Source organism: Kocuria sp. BT304 (assembly GCF_003290245.1).
GTDB classification, from domain to species: domain Bacteria; phylum Actinomycetota; class Actinomycetes; order Actinomycetales; family Micrococcaceae; genus Kocuria; species Kocuria rhizophila_A.
The window spans coordinates 2,096,697-2,114,744 of sequence record NZ_CP030039.1; the positions used below are offsets into that span (position 1 = coordinate 2,096,697).

Below are 18,048 nucleotides of genomic sequence, written 5' to 3' on the forward strand. Positions count from 1 at the left end.
ATGGTCAGAAGAGCAGAAGCCGAGTCCAACGCGCGCCGTGCGTCCACCGGGCGCACCACCGAGGACGGCAGCCACGCCGTGGACGCGGAGACCCGCACCGCCCACGAGCACCAGGGCCGCCGCAGGCCGCAGTACTCGGGCGAGGGCGAGATCGTGAAGAACGCCATCCTCTTCGGCGGCGGCATGGTCACCATCGTGGTGAGCCTGTGGCTGTTCAGCACCTACCCGGAGAACTGGTGGCTGTTCTTCCTGGGCATCCTGGCCTACGGCCTGGCCCTGATGGTCCCCACCCTGTTCCTCAACGGCGCCACCGCCAAGCACTCCACCGGCGGCACCGAGGTCACCCTGGACCTGCCGCGCAACGCCTCCGAGATGGCGCAGCGCGCCGTTGGCGCCGGCGAGCAGAAGCAGGACCGCGCCGTCTGACCCGGCGCACGCACTCGAGCACTCCCCAGCAGCCCCGCTCCGTCACCGCGACGAGCGGGGCTGCTGCGCATCCCGGCCCCGGACGACGACGCCGCACCGCACGTGGGTCTCGAGCGTCCAGTTCCGGGGTCGTGGCCAACGACGTGCCGGGTGCCAGTGCCAGTGCCACCAGCACCAGCCGTCTCCTGCGAGCGTCCGGCGTCACGTCGGCGTCACGTCCGCAAGCCGGCGCGCGTCAGTCGCGCGGGCTGCACCCGTCGTGTGCGGAGCGCCGCCCGTCGAACGCGGCGGCCTCCTCGCGTGCCACCGCGCGGCTGTCCGCCGGGGTGAAACCGGCGTCCAGGATCGAGCAGAGGTCCAGCACGCTGTTGACCGGACGCGGGGCGCCGTCGTTGGTGCCACCGTTGTACTCGGCCGTGCTCACGGGGGTGACCCGGGCCGGGTCGTGGCCGAGGTCCTCGAAGACCCAGCGGGCCACCTGCGCCCACGTGCACGGTTCGCCGGAGCCGGTGAGGTGGTACATGCCGTACGGGGCGCCGGAGTCCACGAGGTGCAGGACTCCCGCCACCAGGTCCGCCGCGGCGGTGAGGCGCCCGTGCTGGTGCGCGACCACGGAGGGGCCCACCCCCTGCTCGGCCAGCCGCGCCATGGTGGCCACGAAGTTCATCCCCTCCCCGATCACCCAGCTCGTGCGGATCCCGTAGTGCCGCGGGCAGGCCCGCACGGCGGTCTCCCCCGCGGGCTTCGGCTGCCCGTACACGGACAGCGGCGCCACGGGGTGGTCCGTGGTGTACGCCGAGCTGATCTCCGCGGGCCAGGAGGCCGGGTCCGCGAGGTCCAGCTCCTCCCGGGTCCATGCGGTGAACGGAACCCCCGTCGTCGACAGCCGCGCTGTGAGGGCCAGGCCCACCTGGCCGCGGGCACCCAGCACGAGCACCGGCGCGGGAGCCAGCGGCGCGACGTCGTCCAGCGCGGGGTGCGCGCGGTCCTTGTCCGAGAGCTCCGCCTGCGTCAGCGGCACGGGCCACTCGATGCCCAGCTGCGGGTCCCCCAGGTTCACGAACGAGTACTCGGCCGTGGCGTCCGCGCGCCAGTGGTCCGTGACCAGGTAGGTGTAGGCGGTGGCCTCCTCCAGTGTCTGGAACGCGTTGCCCACCCCGCGCGGCACGAAAACCGCGGTGCCCGGGGTGATCTCGTGCGTGACCACGGTGCCGAAGCCCGGCCCCTCCCGCAGGTTTACCCACGCGCCGAAGATCCGGCCGGTGGCCACGGAGACGTACTTGTCCCACGGCTCGGCGTGGATGCCGCGCGTGGTGCCGCGGGAGCCGTTGAACGAGATGTTGTTCTGCACGAAGGAGGCGTCCGGCAGCCCGGCGGCCACGGCCTTGGCGCGCTGCCAGTTCTCCGTGAACCAGCCGCGGTTGTCCCCGTGGACGGGCACGTCCACCAGCAGCAGCCCGTCGATGGCGGTGGTGTGCACGGTGAGGTCCTGAGCGGTCGCTGTCCGGCCTTCCGGTAGGCGGCTTCGGTGGCGGACTTCGCGGGTTCCCACCAGTCCCGGTGCTCGGTGTACCACGCAATGGTGTCCGCGAGGCCCTCCGAGAAGTCCGTCCAGCGCCGCTCCCAGCCCAGCTCAGCGCGGGTGCGAGAGCCGTCGATCGCGTAGCGGCGGTCGTGCCCGGCGCGGTCCGTCACGTGCTCGAACGCGTCCTCCGGTTGACCCATGAGCCGCAGGATCTCCCGCAGCACCGTGAGGTTGTCCCGCTCGCCGTCCGCGCCGATCAGGTACGTGCGGCCGGGGGTTCCGGACTCGAGGATGCGCAGCACGGCGGCGGAGTGGTCCGCCACGTGGATCCAGTCCCGCATGTTCTCCCCCGCGCCGTGCAGCTTGGGCCGCTGCCCCGTGAGCACGGTGGTGATCTGGCGCGGGACGAACTTCTCCACGTGCTGTACGGGCCGTAGTTGTTGGAGCAGTTGGACAGCGTGACCTCCACCCCGAACGAGCGCGCCCACGCGCGCACCAGGTGGTCCGACGCCGCCTTGGTGGCCGAGTACGCGCTCGACGGCCGGTACGCGGTGTCCTCCGTGAAGCGCTGCGGGTCCTCCAGGGCCAGGTCCCCGAACACCTCGTCCGTGGACACGTGGTGGAACCGCGTCCCGTTCCGCCGGGCGGCCTCCAGCAGCGTGTACGTACCCACCACGTTGGTCTGCACGAACGGCCACGGGTCCCGCAGGGAGTTGTCGTTGTGGGACTCCGCGGCGAAGTGGACCACGGCGTCCGCCGCACCCACGAGGTCGTCGACGACGCCGGCGTCCGCAACGTCCCCCACCACCAGCTCGCAGCGGGCGAAGTCCGCAGCCGCCAGGTTCTCGCGGTTGCCCGCGTAGGTGAGCTTGTCCAGCACGGTCACGGAGTGCTCCGTGTTCTCCAGGACGTGGTGCACGAAGTTGGCGCCGATGCACCCGGCGCCGCCGGTTACGAGCAGATGTCCCATGACTGTTCATCACAGGAGCCCCGAGCGGGGGACGCGCTCAGCCGATGGGCCGCGGGGCCGACTCCCCCGGGGACGCTACCCCGCGGCGTCGTCCGTGCCGCCGGCGGGTTCGAGCACCGGGAAGATCGCGTCGAGCACCTCGCGGGCCCACGCGAGGATGTCCCCGTCCACGAGGTCCTTGCCGCCGATCCGCGCGGTCTTGGGCTTGGGGATCAGTACCATGCGCTCGTCCGTGCCCGGCACGGGGCGGACCTGCGCTCCCTGGTACATGCGGGTCAGGCGCATCTGCCGGGACTCGGTGAGCTCGGCGGGCGAGAAGCGGACCATGGTGCCCTGCGTGGCCACGTCCGTGAGGCCCGCGGCGCGCGCCCGGATCCGCAGCCGGGCGACCTCCAGCAGGTTCTCCACCGGGGTGGGCAGGGGCCCGTAGCGGTCCGTGAGCTCCTCCCCCGCCTCGGCCACGGCCTCCTCCGTGGCGGCGTTCGCAATGGTGCGGTAGGCCTCCAGGCGCAGCCGCTCCCCGGGCACGTAGTCGTGCGGCAGGTGCGCGTTGACGGGCAGCTCGATCTTCATCTCCGCAGGCCCGGTGTCCTGGTCCCCGCGGTACTCCGCCACGGCCTCGCCCACCAGGCGCAGGTACATGTCGAAGCCCACGCCCGCGATGTGCCCGGACTGCTCACCGCCCAGCAGGTTGCCCGCACCACGGATCTCGAGGTCCTTCATGGCCAGCTGCATGCCCGAGCCCAGCTCGTTGTGCGCGGCCACGGCCTTGAGCCGTTCCAGGGCGGTCTCGCTCAGCGGCTTCTCCGCCGGGTACAGGAAGTACGCGTAGGCGCGCTCGCGCCCGCGGCCCACACGGCCGCGCAGCTGGTGCAGCTGGGAGAGCCCGTAGCGGTCCGCGTGGTCCACGATCAGCGTGTTGGCGTTGGCGATGTCCAGACCGGTCTCCACGATGGTGGTGCACACCAGCACGTCGAACTTCTTCTCCCAGAAGTCCACGATGATCTGCTCCAGGCGGGACTCGGTCATCTGCCCGTGGGCCACCGCGATCCGCGCCTCGGGCACGAGCTCCGCGAGCTCCTTGGCCTGCGCCTCGATGGTGGAGACACGGTTGTGGATGAAGAACACCTGGCCCTCGCGCATGAGCTCGCGCCGGATGGCCGCGGAGACCTGCTTGTTCGTGTAAGGACCCACGTACGTGAGCACGGGGTGGCGTTCCTCGGGCGGGGTGGCCAGCGTGGAGGTCTCGCGAATGCCCGTCATGGACATCTCCAGGGTGCGCGGGATGGGCGTGGCGGACATGGCCAGCACGTCCACGTCCGTGCGCATGGCCTTGAGCTTCTCCTTGTGCTCCACGCCGAAGCGCTGCTCCTCGTCGATGATCACGAGGCCCAGGTTCTTGAACTGCATCTCCTTGCTCAGCAGCCGGTGGGTGCCGATCACCACGTCCACCGCGCCGCTGCGCAGCCCCTCCATCGTGGCCTTGGACTCCTTGGCGGTCTGGAAGCGCGAGAGCGTGGCCAGGCGCACGGGAAAGCCCGAGAACCGCTCGGCGAACGTCTCGGAGTGCTGCTGGGCGAGCAGCGTGGTGGGCACGAGCACCGCCACCTGCTTGCCGTCCTGCACGGCCTTGAACGCGGCGCGCACCGCCACCTCGGTCTTGCCGTAGCCCACGTCGCCGGAGATCAGCCGGTCCATGGGGATGGGCCGCTCCATGTCCGCCTTGACCTCGTCGATGGTGGTGAGCTGGTCCGGGGTCTCGATGTACGGGAACGCCTGCTCCAGCTCACGCTGCCACGGGGTGTCCGGGCCGAAGGAGTGGCCCTTGGACGCCATGCGCGCCGAGTACAGCCGGATCAGCTCGTTGGCGATCTCCTTGACGGCCTTCTTGGCGCTGCGCTTGGTCTTGTTCCAGTCCGCCCCGCCCATCTTGGACAGCGACGGCGCCTCCCCGCCCACGTAGGTGCTCACCTGGTCGAGCTGGTCCGTGGGCACGAACAGCCGGTCCCTCGGCCCGTTGCGCTTGGACGCCGCGTATTCCAGCACGAGGTACTCGCGCACCGGCTTCGGCTGACCCGGAGCCGTCATGGCGCCCGCGATGGGCCGCTGCACGAGCTCGATGAACTGCCCGATGCCGTGCTGCTCGTGCACCACGTAGTCGCCCTTCTGCAGGGCCAGGGGGTCCACCTGGTTGCGCTTGCGGCGCTGCGGGAGCTTGCGCTCGGCGCGGTTGTCGTAGGTGCTGGAGCGGCCCAGCACGTCCGCCTCGGTGAGCAGCGCGATCCGCTGCCCCTCGATCACGAAGCCCCGACCGGCGCGCGCGGTGGTCAGCTCCACGAGACCGGGCTGCGGGGCGTCGTCGACGCTGTCGTACCGGGCTGCGGGAACGTCCGCGCCGTGCAGCAGCTCGCTCAGCCGCTGCAGGGGCCCGGGCCCGTCCGTGACCAGCACGATGCGCCAGTCCTCGCGCGCCCGCTCCCCTAGGAAGGACAGCACTGCGGGCACGTCCCCCGAGAACCGGGTGGGTTCGCGCGCCGTCACGGTGAGGGTGTCCGCGTCCGTGTCCGCGAGGTGGACCTCCTCGTCGGAGGTGTCCGCATCCACCTGGGAGGTGGTCACGGCGTTGACGTTCAGCCCGGTCACGGACCACCAGCCCACCGAACGCTCCAGGGCGAGATCGCGCACCTCGGCGATCGTGTGGAAGGACCCGGACGAGAGGGTGCGGGCGGCGTCGTCGTCCGTGTCCAGGGCCGCGTTGAGGTCCAGGGGCGCCTCGCTGCCGCCCGAGGCGGAGTCCCACGCGGCCATGAGGAACTCCTCGTTGGTGGCCACGAGGTCGTGTGCGCGCGCCCGGACCTTCTCGGGTTCGAGCACCACGGTCATGGAGCCCTCGGGCAGCAGGGACATCACCTGCAGCATCTCGTCCGCGAGCAGCGGCGCGAGGGACTCCATGCCCTCCACGTACTGCCCGCCGGCAATGCGCTCGAGCATCTCGCGCCCACCCGGCAGCTGCTCCTTGAGCTTGGCCGCCCGGGACTGCACGGACGGGGTGATGAGCAGCTCGCGGCACGGCGGGGCCACGATCACCGAGGGGTGCTCGGCAGTGGTCAGGGTGCGCTGGTCCGCCACCGCGAACCAGCGCATCTCGTCCAGCTCGTCCCCGAAGAACTCCGCGCGCACGGGGTGGTCCTCGGTGGGCGGGAACACGTCGATGATCCCGCCGCGCACCGCGAACTCACCGCGCCGGGTGACCATGTCCACGCGCGAGTAGGCGGCACCGGCCAGCTCCGCGACGAGCTGCTGGAAGTCGTAGTCCTGCCCCGTGCGCAGCGTCACGGGCTCCATCTGCCCGAGCCCCGCGACCACGGGCTGCAGCACCGAGCGCACCGGCGCCACCACCACGCGCAGCGGCTGCTCGGAGGGGTCCGTGCGCTCCAGCCGGCGCAGCACGCTCAGCCGCTGCCCCACGGTGTCCGAGCGCGGGGACAGCCGCTCGTGCGGCAGGGTCTCCCAGGACGGGAAGTTCGCGATCTGCTCACTCGGCAGGTAGGAGCCCAGCGCGGCCTGCAGCTCCTCGGCCTCGCGGCCCGTGGCCGTCACGGCGAGCAGCACCGGGGCGTGGGCCTCTGCGGCGGAGGTGCCGGAGCCCGCAGGAGCCGACGCCGCGGCGTCGTCCGCGAGACCCGCGGCGATCTGAGCGAGCACGGGGGCGCGCAGCCCGTCCGTGGCGCTGATGATCGTCTCCGCGGAGCGCTCGGCGAGCGGGCGCGCGGCCTGGGTGCGGATGTTCGCGAAGCTGCGGTCCTCGGTGAGCGCGGTGAGCAGACCGGTCAGGGACATGGGTGGCGGGCTCCTGGTGAGTGGGGTGGGTGGCGCGGCGGCGCGCGGTCTGACCCGGCACGGGGCACGACGACGCCGGGCGGGGGCGCGGCCCCGACCGTCACCGGTGCGCACGGGCCGGGCGAATCGCGCCCCAGCCTACTCGGGGCCTCGGACACGGCGAGCGCGGGGCCGGGGCGGCACCGCCGGGGTCTCGCGCACCGCCGAGTATTCCGCACCGCAGGGTCTGCCGCACCGCAGGGCTCTCCCGCGCCGCCGAGTCTCCCCGACCGGCGGAGCCCCCGGCTCCGGGGCCCACGGGCGCAGGCATCCGGGCGCAACCGTGGCTCACCACGGACGCCTCCGGCTCCGGGCCTACGACCGCGGGGCCCCTGACGCGGGGCCCTCCGGTGTGCGCGTGACCGTGCGGCGCCGGTCCGTTGCCGCTGGGGAACGAGGTGAGCGGGCGGCGTCGGCGCCCCCTCCTACGCTGGGAGCATGACGAGCCCCGAGCACCCCGCCCTGTCCGGACTGACCGTCGCGGTCACCGCCCACCGCCGCGCCACCGAGCAGGGTGGCGCGTTCGAACGCCACGGCGCGCGGGTGCGCTACGCGCCGGCGCTCAAACTCACCCCCGCGGACGAGGACGACGGCGTGCTGGCCGCCACCCGGGAACTGCTCGCCTCTGCCCCGGCCACCGTGCTGGTCACCACGGGCTACGGACTCAAACGCTGGCTCGCCGTGGCGCGGGAGCACGGGCTGGACGAGGAGCTGCTCGCGGCGCTGCGCGCGTCCAGCGTGCTCTCGCGCGGGGCGAAGGCCACGGGACAGCTGCGGGCGAGCGGGATCCCGTGCGCGTACACGGGCTCCTCGGGACGCACCGCGGAGCTCGTGGACCGGCTGCTCGCCGGGGATCCCACACCCCGAGGCACCGTGACGGTCCAGGTGCACGGCACACCGGACGAGGAGCAGCTGGACCGGCTGCGGGCCGCGGGTCTGCCCGTGCGCACCGTGGCACCGTACCGGTGGGAGTCCGCGGACGAGGGCTCGCGCCTTGCCACCCTCGTGCGGGACGCGGTCGCGGGGCACGTGGACTACGTGACCTTCACCGCGGCACCGGCCGTGGACGCGGTGTTCGACGCCGCCCGCACCCTGGGCGCGCTCGAGGACTTCCATCGCGCCCTGCGGGACGGACGCTGCACACCGGTGGCCATCGGGCCCGTGTGCGTGCAGCCGCTCGAGGAGGCCGGGATCCCCGCCGTGGTCCCCGAGCGCTTCCGGCTCGGGGCCATGGTCAGGGCGGTGTGTGATCACGCCTCGGAGGCGGTCTCCCGGTAGTGCTCGACCACGAGATCCACGAGCTCCGGGGGAACGTCACCGGGGTGCACGAGCAGCGGCTGGGCGGTGACGTCCGCCCCCGCGGCGAGCGCGCGGCCGTGGAAGAACCCGGGGGCCAGCAGGTACGGGACGAGCAGCACGCGCCCGGGCAGGGCGGGTACCCCCGGTACGGGTGCCGTCCCGGACGGTGCCGTGCCCGTGGCCGCCGGCCCGGCGGCGTCGTGCGCGGGAGCGGCGGCATCCCCGCCGCGGCGGGTCCCAGCCTGGTGGAGGTCCGCCGCGGCCTGCGGTGTGCGGGCAGGGAGTGCCGAGGCGGGGTGCTCCGGGCCCCGCCGCTCCGGCCCCGTCGCGTCCCGCTCCGGTGCGCCGCAGACGATCCGGTGCCGGGCGGCGTCGAGCGCCTCGTCGAGGGCGGGGCGGGCCGCGGAGAGGTAGGCCGAGGCCACGGGGTGGCCGAGCTCTTCGGCCAGCATGGCCGCCACCCGTTCGCAGTCCTGCCCGGCGCGGGGGTCGGAGGAGCCCGCGGAGACCATCACGATCTCGTCCGCGGGCCCGGGGGCGGCTTCCCCGGCGGCGTCGAGGGCCTCGGTCAATCGTCGGGCGAGCACGCGCGCCATCCGACGGTCCGGTCCGAGGGCGGCCGCCACGCGGTGGTGGGGTGAGCTCTGCACGGCCCGAGCCATGTCCACGAAGACGTGGTAGCCCGCGGAGAGCAGCAGCGGCACCACCACGGCACGGTCCCCGGTGTGCTCGGTGGTGCGGGCCACGAGGTCCGGTTCCTGGACGTCCACCCACGTGTCCACCACGTGGACCCCCGGGAGCCGTGCGCGCACCGCGGCCACGAGCGCCTCGACGGCGCGCTGCCCGCCGGGATCGCGGGTTCCGTGGGCGCACGCGAGAAGGACGGGCGGGGTGGTCGACGATGTGTTCACGCTGTCTATTGTGGGGCCACGGCCCCCTGCCAGGCGGCCGGGCACCCCGCGGAGGGCTGGGGCCACGCGCCGGTCAGCGCCGCATGGCGTCCGTGTACCCCACGCTGCGGTCCACCGCCCGCTGCCGCCGCACGAGCCAGTGCATCCCGCCCGGCACCCGCGCGATCCTCGCCTTGAGGGCCACACGCCGTTGACTCGGCATCATGCGCGCGGCGGTCTCCAGGTGCTCCCGGGCGTCCCGCGTGCGGCCCTCACGCATGGCCTGCTCCGCGTCCGACGCCGCCGCGAGCGGGGAGCCGTTGCGCAGCCGGGTGAGCAGCTTGTCACGCTCCTCGGGGCTGAGCTCCTGCTCGAAGCGCACCAGGGTCTTGCGCAGGGCCATCTCCTCCCCCGCCGCCATGCGGTCCCGCTGGGACTGCATGGAGCTCCCGGACCACGAGAGGATCACCGTGACCTCGTCCACGCGGTCGAAGCGCCACCCGGAGTAGACCGCCCGCAGCCACAGCTCCCAGTCCTCCACGAACACCTGCTCGGGGTCGAAGGTGCCCACCTCCTCGAAGAACGCGCGGGGGAACAGGCCGAAGAGGTGGCCGATGTTGTACTCCAGGATCACGCTGCGCTGGTCCTCCGGAGCTGGCATGGCCTCGCGGTTGACCATCCGCTCGGCGTTGATCCCAGACGGCGTGCACTGCCAGGCGTTGGTGTAGACCACCGTGCGCTCCCGGCCCGGTTCCCGCTGCAGCTGCCGGTAGCGCTCCAGCATGGTCTCCAGGTGGTGGGGCAGCAGCTCGTCGTCCGCGTCCAGGAACGTGACGTAGTCGCCGCTGATGAGCTCGAGCGCCCGGTTGCGCGCCGCCCCGCACCCGGCGTTCTCCTGCCGCAGCACGCGCACGGCGCGTCCCGGACGGTCGAGGGCCTCGTAGCCCGCGAGGACCTCGGGCGTGTGGTCGGTGGAGCCGTCGTCCACCACGAACACCTCGATGCTGGGGTGGGTCTGGCGCAGCACGCTGCTGATGGCCTGGCCCACCATGTCCTGGCCGTTGTAGACCGCGATCACCACGCTCACGAGCGGCTGCTCCCCCGTGGTCCCAGCCGGTGTCCGTTCGCCCATGTCTCCCCCAAGAAGTTCGTCCGCGGCCCGCGTGGGCCACTCCCCGCACAAGTCTAGGAACGCGGTGGACAGCCCCCGCCGCGTTTCCGTCCACACAATGGGGCACGTTTGTCCCGAACACACCGTTTCCGCCGCGGGACCGGCCGGATCCTGGCTAGAGTTCTGGTGCGGCCACGTGGGAAGGGGATCCCCGTATGTCCAGCGGCGCCCGCCGCACACCGGTTCCAGGGGGAGACACATGAACTTGCGCCAGTACGTCCGATGCCTGAAGCAGCTGTGGCTGGTCGTGCTGCTCACCACCGTACTGGGGGCGCTCGCCGGGCTCGCGGCCACGATCGTGGTGCCGAAGTCGTACGAGTCCCAGTCCCAGGTGTTCGTCAACGTGGCCAACCCGCGCTCCGTGACGGACCTGCAGATGGGTGAGCAGTTCGCCGTGGCCCGCGCCGGCTCCTACGCCAAGGTGGCCACCACCAACTCCGTGGTCCAACCGGTGGTGGACCGGCTGCGGCTCGAGGACTCCCCCGAGGAGCTCGTGAAGAAGGACCTCGTGGCCACCAACCAGCCCAACACCGCGATGATCACGATCACCGCCACGTCCTCCTCCGCCCAGGGCGCCGCGGACCTGGCACAGGCCACCGCCGAGAGCCTCGTGAGCGTGAGCCGGGGCCTGGAGACCACCCCGCAGTCCCAGGACGGGATGCAGCCCGCCACCGTGAAGCTCAACGTGGTGCAGAAGGCCGCCGTCCCGCAGAAGCAGGCCGGGCCCTCCACCGTGATCAACACGGCGCTCGGAGCCCTCGTGGGGCTCGTGGTGGGACTGCTGCTGGTGCTGCTGCGCGGTCAGCGCGCGCTGGACGGGCGGACCACCCGCCGGGCTCACGCGGGCGAGCACGCGGCCCATGAGCACTGATCCCGGCATGGGTGCCGGTCCCCGCGACGTCGTGGTGGTGTGTCCCACCGAGTACGGCGGGCAGCTGGAGCACGCCGCGGACCTCGCACTGGCCCTCGCGCAGACGCCCGCCGTGGCCACCGTGTGGCTCGTCTCCCGTCCCGGGGCCCGCGAGTACCTCGGGTGGGGTGCGCAGCACCCCGTGCGGGTCGTCGAGAGTGTTCCGCCGCGCCGCACGCGCGTTCCGGGTTCCGCCCCGGGCCGTGCTCTGCGCGCGGGCCTGCAGGTGTGGGACCTGGTGCGTGAGCACCGCGCGGTGCGCGCCGTCGCGGCCCGTGCCGGACACGGAGCCGTGCTGGCCCTGGACTCCACCAAGTACCCGCTGCCCGCCGTGCTGCGCGCCCACCGGGACCAGCACACCGCGGTGTTCGTGCACAACGCGCAGCCGCACTTCGACCTCGACTCTGCCTCCGTGCGCGAGCGCGTGCTGCTGTGGCTCGACCGGGCCTGCGCCCGCCGCGCGGACCGCGTGGTCACGCACGGCACCGAGCAGGCGGAGATCGTGCGCCGCTACACCTCGCGCCCGGTGAGCGCCGTGAACCTCCCGGTGTCCTCGCGCCTGGGCCCGGAGGTGCCCGGGACCGCGGCCGCGGGGGATCCGGCACCGCACGCCCTGTGCATCGGGGAGATCCGCGCCAACAAGGGCGTCGAGCTCGCGGTCGAGGCCGCGGGTCGGGCGGAAGTACCGCTGCTCGTGCGCGGTGCCGCCGAGACCCCCGAGCTGGGCCGGGAGCTCACGGCGCTGGCCGCCCGCCACGCCGGCGTGGACGTCCAGGACCGTTTCCTCAGCCGCGAGGAGTTCGCTGCCCACGTGCGCGGGGCCACTGTGATCGTGCTGCCCTACACGCACTTCGACGCCCACTCCGGCGTGCTCGCGAAGGCCGTGGCCGCGGGAACCCCCGTGGTGGCCTCGGACCTGCCCTCGTTGCGTGCCCAAGCCGGGGACTACGCCGGGTTCACCGCCGCAGACGTCCACGACCCCGACGCGTTCGGTGCCGTGCTGCGCCGCGTGTTCGACGCCGCCGCGGCGCGCCGTGGCACGCACGGCACCACCGCCACGGACCACCGGGACTGGGAGCCGTCCGTGGCCGCCGTCCTCGGGGCGGAGCAGCCGTGAGCACCACCGTGACCGCGCTCCCCGGGGGCCGGGACCGCACGGCCCCCGGCGGCGTCGGGACCGGGCACGGGACCCGCCTGGACCGCGGACTGTCGGCCGCGCTGATCGTGCTTTCCGCGCTGCCCTACTTCGCGGTGCCGCTGGGCGCCAACACCAACCTGCCGCTGTCCAGCGTGGTCTCCGTGCTGCTGATCCTGCGCTGCGCGCGGCACATGCCCGTGATGTGGACCGCGCTGCTCGTGGGGGCGGTGCCGTTCCTAGCCTCGTTCGTGCGGATGTTCGTGAGTCCGCAGCCGGTACTGGTCTCCGGGTCCATCACGTGGCTCGTGTCCACCCTGCCGGTGGCCGGTGCCGCCGCCGCGATCCTCTTCCTGGGGCCCCGCGCCATCGCCTGGCTGAGCTGGACCATCCTGCTCAGCGCCGCGTTCACCCTGGTGCAGAAGTACGTGTTCTTCGACCTGTTCGACACCATCCCCTTCGAGAGCTTCTACGACCTCCCGGGCTACGCCAACGTCTCCGACTTCAGCGAGACGTTCATCATGTACGTGCGCCGGCCCTTCGGACTGTTCCCGGAGACCTCCTTCATGGTGGGCTCGCTGTCCCTCATGGCCATGGCTCTGGTGGTGGTCGTTCGCCACCACCAGCGCACCATGACCCCCCGGGACGTCGTGGCCCTCGCGCTCGTGCTGTGGGCCGTGGCGATCTCCGGCTCCGGCGCCGCCGTGGTGGTGCTGGGCGTGGTGCTCATCGCCGCGATCGCCCCCTACGCCGTGCGCCGTGCGTGGGCCGCGGTGCTGCTGGTCCCCCTGGGCCTCGCCGGAGCCGTGTACGTGGGTGTGGACGTGCTGCAGGACCGCAGGGAGTCCTTCAACTGGTCCTGGGCGGACCGCGGCTCCTCGATCGTGGCCTCCGTGAAGTACATGCTCTCGGACCCCGTGGCCTTCCTGCTGGGTGTGGGGCGCGGGCGCTCCAACGAGCTCTTCCTCACCGGCCGCATGCCCCTGGGGGACCTGCAGCACTACAACCCCCTGCCGGACATCTACTCGGTAATCGGGCGCGTGCTGCTGGAGAGCGGCATGGTCTTCGGCCTCGCGCTCATCCTGGTGCTCAGCGTGCTGTGCCTGCGCTCCGGGGGTCGCAACCCCCTGTGGCTCGGTGCGTGCACGCTCGTGGTGTGGCTCGTGGTGGCCGGCGGCACCACCAGCTACGACTCCGCGTTCTGGGTGTGGGGCATTGCGGGCGTGTGCCTGGGCCTCGAGCTCTCCCGCTCCGCGCACGACCCCGAGCTGGATCCGGGAACCGCTCCGACCCCGGCGTGAGCGGGGGTGCTCCCCGCACGCCGTCCACGCCACGCAGAAAGGCCCGCCCCGTGCGAGTTCTCCACATCGTCAACGACGCCGAGACCGGCGGCGCCCAGACCCTCATCGAGCAGCTGCTGCTCGCCCGACAAGACGGGGACGAGGCCCACCTGCTGGTGCTGCTCGGGCCCGGTGCGCTCTCCCCCCGGCTCGAGGCCGCCGCCACGAGCACCACGTACGCGGGGATGACCCGACGGGACGTCCTCCCGGTCCGGGCGGCCCGCGCGGTGCGCTCCCTGGTGCGGCGCCACGGCATCGACGTGGTGCACTCGCACCTGCAGCAGTCGGACCTCGTCAATGCCCTCACCCCGCACGGCGCGGCGCGGGTCTCCACCCTGCACTCCAGCCTGAACCTGGCCTCGAGCCGGGTGGCCGCAGCGGTGTGGCGGATCGCCGCGCTGACCTCCTCGCGGCTGGACGCCGTGGTGGCGTGCTCGCCGTCGGCCAGGGACTTCGCGGTGGACTTCGGCTACCGCTTCCCGGGGGACCGGATCCGGGTGCTACCCAACGGCACGGTCACCGCGCAGGCCCCGGCACCCGAACCGCACGGGGACCCCGTGCTCCTGCACCTGGGCCGCCACGTGCCCGCCAAGGACCACCCCACGCTCTTCGCCGCGTTCGCCCGGGTGCACGCACGCCACTCGCGGGCTCGGCTGGTGTGCGCGGGGCACCTGGTGGACGCCTCCAACACCGAGCTCACGGGAGAGCTGGCGCGGCTGGGCATCGCGGACGCCGTCACGCTGCTGGGCTCCGTGTCGGACGTCCGCGGGCTGCTGCGCTCCTCGCACGCCATGGTCTTCTCCAGCACCCGCGAGGCCCTGCCCATGGCGGGGATCGAGGCGATGAGCGAGGGCGTTCCCGTGATCACCACGGACACCGGGGACACCCGCGTCCTGGCGGTGAGTCCCGCCGCCGTGGTGCCCGTCTCCGACCCCGCCGCGCTCGGTGCGGCGCTGAACGGCTTCCTCGAGCTGGCGCCCGCCCAGCGCGAGCGGCTGCGGCGGCTCAGCTGGCAGCGCGCCCGGGACGAGTTCGACATCCGCGGCACCGCGCGCCGCTACCGCGAGCTCTACGTGGAGCTCACCGCCGGGTCCTGATCCTGAGCGCGCTGCGCGTCCGCGCGGTTGAGCTCCTGGTCCCGGCGCCGGATCCTGCGGAACGCCAGCACGAACACGGCCCCCAGCAGCACCGCGCACACCGCAATGGTCACGGTGTCCGGCAGCACGCGGCCGGCCACAGTGAAGGCGCCGGCTCCCAGGGCCGCCGCGAGCACCATGAGCACCCAGGTGCGCACGTGCGCCGCGCGGGTCCCGCTGGGCTCCGCGCGCTCGCTGAAGAACAGCTGCACGGGCACCGCGAGCGCGAGCGGCACGACGGAGGCGGCCATCACGATCTCCAGGTTGTCCGTGTGCGCCGCGAGCCACACCGCGGGCAGGGTGACCACCAACACGCCCAGGCTGATCAGGGAGGCCACCAGGGGGCTGCCGCGCAGCGTCATCACCAGGTTGGGCACCTGCCCCAGGGACTCCGCGAGCACCCCGAGCACGACCACCGCGAGCGCGGGTGCCGCGAAGGCCATCTTGGTGCCGAGCCACACGGTGAGCAGCTCGGTGGGGATGGCGGCCAGGGGGATGCTGATCATGAGCCCCACCAGCAGGGACACGGTCATGGCCACCCGGATGTGCTCACCGGCCTCGGCACTGCGGGCCTTCTTGATGGGGTACGCGAACGGCATGGCGATCCAGCTGACCACGAGCCGCGCGCTCTGGCTCACGCGCATGAGGGCACCGAAGGCCGTGGCGGCCTGCAGCCCCAGGGTGGGGCCCACGATGAACAGCGGTAGCTGGTAGACGCCCAGCAGGGACAGCGAGCCGATCGATAGCACGGAGGACATCCGCAGCAGCGGGCGGCCCTCGTCGCGCCACGCGCCGGGCAGCGGGCGCACGAACCCGAAGCGGCGGTGCACCGCCACGAAGCACACCAGCGGCGGCAGCAGCAGGGACGCGCACTCCACGAGCACCAGGGCGATGAGCCCGCCGTGCAGCGGGATCAGCAGCGCGTATCCGGCGGCGCGGCCCAGGATGGAGACCACCGCGGCCTTGCGCTCGATGTCCGGACGGTTCAGGGCCCACAGCACCGAGTTGCACGCGCGTCCCAGCACGGAGACGAACAGGGTGATCCCCGCGGCCACCAGCAGGGGCACCACGGCGTGGCGGTCCCGCTCGGGAACGGCCACGGTGCCCAGGTACCACGGGAACACCGCGAAGTAGAGGCCCGTGAGCACCACGGCGAGCACCAGGAACACACCGAAGGACACGGCCACGAAACTCTCGCGCCTGCGCCGGTGGGCGGCGTCGTCGGGAATGTCGGTGAGCGTGCGCACGATCCCTGTGCCGAGGCCGAAGTCGGACATGGTCAGCAGCTGGATGGCGCTGAAGGCGATGACCCACAGACCGTAGGACTCCGCGCCCACGATCGCGATCGCGAAGGGGTAGAGCAGGAGCAGTCCGAAGACGCTCGTGAATCCCGAGACGTAGTTCCACAGGATGTTGGTGCCCACGCGGGACGTGTCGGTCCGGGGCGCCGGGGCAGCGGGGCTGTCTGGCATGGCGGGGTTACTGGGCCTTCCACTGGGCGAAGATGTCGTCGAGCTGACGTGCGATCACGGTGCGGGCGGTGCGGGAGAGCACGGAGTGGTCCACGTCCGGCACGAAGCGCTCGTGGATCTCGCGGCCGCGCCGTTGCAGTCTCGCCACCGCGCGATCCGCGGTGGTCTCCCGGTAGCGCTCGTCGTCCTGGGGGCCCACGAGCAGCGTCACGGAACGGCCCTCGCTCGCGCGCGCCAGCACGTGGTCGGGGATGGACGCGGACGGGTTGCGCGCCATGAGGTTCCACACGGGCTCTGGGGCGTGGCGCCGCAGCGCGTGCGAACCGGCCTGCTTGGCGTCAGCGACCCGTTCGACGGCCCACTCCCGCGCCCCGGCGACGGCCTCGCGAGCACCGCCACCGAGCCGTCCCACGGCCGCGCACCCGGGACGCTCCGAGCGCCCGCACGATGCCGCTGCGCCGCCGTCCGCGGGCCCCGCACCGGGCGTGCCCCGACCGCCCGCGGACGCGGCCTGCGCCTTGGCACGCAGCTTGGCGTCCCCGTCGTAGCTCGGGCGCAGGCTGTCGAAGAAGGCCTGCTTCATGCGCCACTCGTTCTGGTTGATGAGCACCATGGCCTGCACCGGCAGCCCGGCGGGCTCCCGGGCGGCCCGCAGCGCCGCCCACGCACCGGAGCACAGCACCGTGGCCACCACGTCCGCGGGGAAGGTGGCCGCGAGCCACCCGGCCTGCTCGCGCAGCGCCTGGGCGTTGAGGGTGCGGTAGGGGTTGGGATCGCGGTCCTCCCACAGCAGGGCGCGGTCCCCCGCACCGTCCCGGTCCGCGCGCAGGCTCACGACTCCCTGGCCCGCGAGGCGCCGGGCGGTCTCCGACCACAGGGCCGAGCCGTCCCGCGGCTCCGAGGCGCCCGGGGCGAAGAACGTCACGGGCTTGCCGGGCCACGGGCCGACCGGCGCGTCCTCGGCGGCGACCGGCCCGGTGAGGACCCCGGGGTACCCCGGCGGGTCCACGGAGACGATCTCCTCGGCGCACGCCACCCCGTCCGGGGAGTGGAACAGGTTCCGTTGCGGCCCACGGCCCGCACCGGTGAACGGCACGAGCTCCGAGCGGGGCAGGCTCCACAGCAGGTCCTCCAGGACGTCGTAGTGCACGCGCACGTCCAGGGACTCCACGCCGTACATCACCTTGGCGCGCGGCTGGTCCGCCTCGCGGTGGATCCGCACGTGCTCCGGCAGCTCGGCGAGTCTGCGGGGGTCCGGCAGCGAGGACAGCTCACGGGCCTGCTTGTTCGTGAGCCACAGCCCCATGAGGTCCACGCCCTCCCCCACGGGAATCTCGGGCAGGGTGGCGCGGCGCAGCCGGGACCACTGCTTGACGAATGTGGCGCCGCTCACGGGCTCCCACGCGATCACGTGGTCGAAGTGCTCCGCGATCCCCACCAGCAGCCCCGCCCCCACGCGGTAGCCGATGCCGTAGACGGGCAGCTGCTCGATCCCGCACACTTCCCGGGCCTGCCGAGCCGCGGCCAGCACGTCGCCGCGCCATTGCTCGAGCAGCTCGTCCTCGGGGCGCAGGGCGTGGGAGTCCCCCACGCCGCGGTAGCTCACCCGGGCCACGCAGTAGCCCGCCCCGGCCAGCAGCATGGCCAGCTGGCGCACCGCGCGGTAGCCCTGCACGTGCTCCCGGCCCACGGGAGGTGCCACCACCACCAGCCCCCTGGTCCTGCCGTTCTCCGGCGTGTGCAGCCACGTGAACGTGGCACGGTCACCCGTGCCGGTCCACATCCCGGCGCCCCGGATCCCCGCCGGCGCGGCGGTGGCCCGTGTGCTCGGCGGCGCCCCGGTCCGGCTCGTGGTCGTCGTCGTGGTCATGGTCTTCTCCCCCGGTCTCTCCCCT

General features: G+C 73.0%; 12 protein-coding genes and 1 pseudogene. 6 read left to right on the plus strand and 7 right to left on the minus strand.

Annotated features, from left to right (window positions below):
- Entirely contained in the window at positions 1-426 is a 426-nt protein-coding gene (locus tag DNL27_RS09295; RefSeq protein ID WP_012398770.1) for a hypothetical protein, read from the plus strand.
- A 235-nt stretch (positions 427-661) separates the two neighbouring features.
- Here DNL27_RS09295 and DNL27_RS09300 read toward each other — a convergent pair whose 3' ends face one another.
- The 3 genes and pseudogenes from DNL27_RS09300 to mfd all read right to left on the minus strand — a co-directional run bounded on the left by DNL27_RS09300 (position 662) and on the right by mfd (position 6,761).
- Complete coding sequence (locus tag DNL27_RS09300; protein ID WP_239494488.1) at positions 662-1,906, minus strand: sugar nucleotide-binding protein; 1,245 nt, start codon at positions 1,904-1,906, stop codon at positions 662-664.
- Between the two features lie 20 nt (positions 1,907-1,926).
- Positions 1,927-2,921: pseudogene (rfbB, locus tag DNL27_RS09305) on the minus strand (dTDP-glucose 4,6-dehydratase); the annotation flags it as partial.
- Between the two features lie 75 nt (positions 2,922-2,996).
- Positions 2,997-6,761 (minus strand): transcription-repair coupling factor, encoded by a 3,765-nt coding sequence (mfd, locus tag DNL27_RS09310; RefSeq protein ID WP_112235376.1) that lies wholly within the window; start codon positions 6,759-6,761, stop codon positions 2,997-2,999.
- 477 nt (positions 6,762-7,238) lie between these two features.
- Here mfd and DNL27_RS09315 point away from each other — a divergent pair, with 477 nt between their 5' ends.
- A complete protein-coding gene (locus DNL27_RS09315; protein ID WP_112235377.1) occupies positions 7,239-8,078 on the plus strand; it encodes a uroporphyrinogen-III synthase in 840 nt (279 codons plus the stop codon).
- Here the strand turns inward: DNL27_RS09315 and DNL27_RS09320 are convergent.
- Both DNL27_RS09320 and DNL27_RS09325 read right to left on the minus strand, forming a co-directional pair.
- Complete coding sequence (locus DNL27_RS09320; RefSeq protein WP_112235378.1) at positions 8,051-9,010, minus strand: sirohydrochlorin chelatase; 960 nt, start codon at positions 9,008-9,010, stop codon at positions 8,051-8,053. The genes DNL27_RS09315 and DNL27_RS09320 overlap by 28 nt on opposite strands.
- 73 nt (positions 9,011-9,083) lie before the next feature.
- The gene (locus DNL27_RS09325) at positions 9,084-10,121 is read right to left on the minus strand and encodes a glycosyltransferase family A protein (protein ID WP_112235379.1); all 1,038 of its coding nucleotides are present in this window, start codon (positions 10,119-10,121) and stop codon (positions 9,084-9,086) included.
- A gap of 238 nt (positions 10,122-10,359) precedes the next feature.
- Here DNL27_RS09325 and DNL27_RS09330 point away from each other — a divergent pair, with 238 nt between their 5' ends.
- From DNL27_RS09330 to DNL27_RS09345, 4 genes are read left to right on the plus strand one after another with little or no spacing between them, the layout of a single operon-like run.
- Positions 10,360-11,031 carry a YveK family protein gene (locus tag DNL27_RS09330; RefSeq protein ID WP_012398778.1) on the plus strand — a complete coding sequence of 224 codons (672 nt, stop codon included), beginning with the start codon at positions 10,360-10,362 and terminating at the stop codon, positions 11,029-11,031.
- Positions 11,021-12,187, plus strand: a complete 1,167-nt coding sequence (locus DNL27_RS09335) for a glycosyltransferase (RefSeq protein WP_112235380.1) — start codon at positions 11,021-11,023, stop codon at positions 12,185-12,187. The genes DNL27_RS09330 and DNL27_RS09335 overlap by 11 nt, the downstream gene beginning before the upstream one ends.
- The gene (locus tag DNL27_RS09340) at positions 12,184-13,506 is read left to right on the plus strand and encodes a hypothetical protein (protein WP_112235381.1); all 1,323 of its coding nucleotides are present in this window, start codon (positions 12,184-12,186) and stop codon (positions 13,504-13,506) included. Before DNL27_RS09335 ends, DNL27_RS09340 begins: the two co-directional genes overlap by 4 nt.
- A gap of 50 nt (positions 13,507-13,556) precedes the next feature.
- Complete coding sequence (locus DNL27_RS09345; RefSeq protein WP_112235382.1) at positions 13,557-14,642, plus strand: glycosyltransferase; 1,086 nt, start codon at positions 13,557-13,559, stop codon at positions 14,640-14,642.
- On the opposite strand, the gene DNL27_RS09350 is transcribed toward DNL27_RS09345, so the two are convergent.
- The gene (locus DNL27_RS09350) at positions 14,615-16,153 is read right to left on the minus strand and encodes a lipopolysaccharide biosynthesis protein (RefSeq protein ID WP_112235383.1); all 1,539 of its coding nucleotides are present in this window, start codon (positions 16,151-16,153) and stop codon (positions 14,615-14,617) included. The two genes, DNL27_RS09345 and DNL27_RS09350, sit on opposite strands and share 28 nt — an antisense overlap.
- A gap of 7 nt (positions 16,154-16,160) precedes the next feature.
- Entirely contained in the window at positions 16,161-18,023 is a 1,863-nt protein-coding gene (locus DNL27_RS09355; protein ID WP_239494323.1) for a hypothetical protein, read from the minus strand.
- Positions 18,024-18,048: the final 25 nt, after the last annotated feature.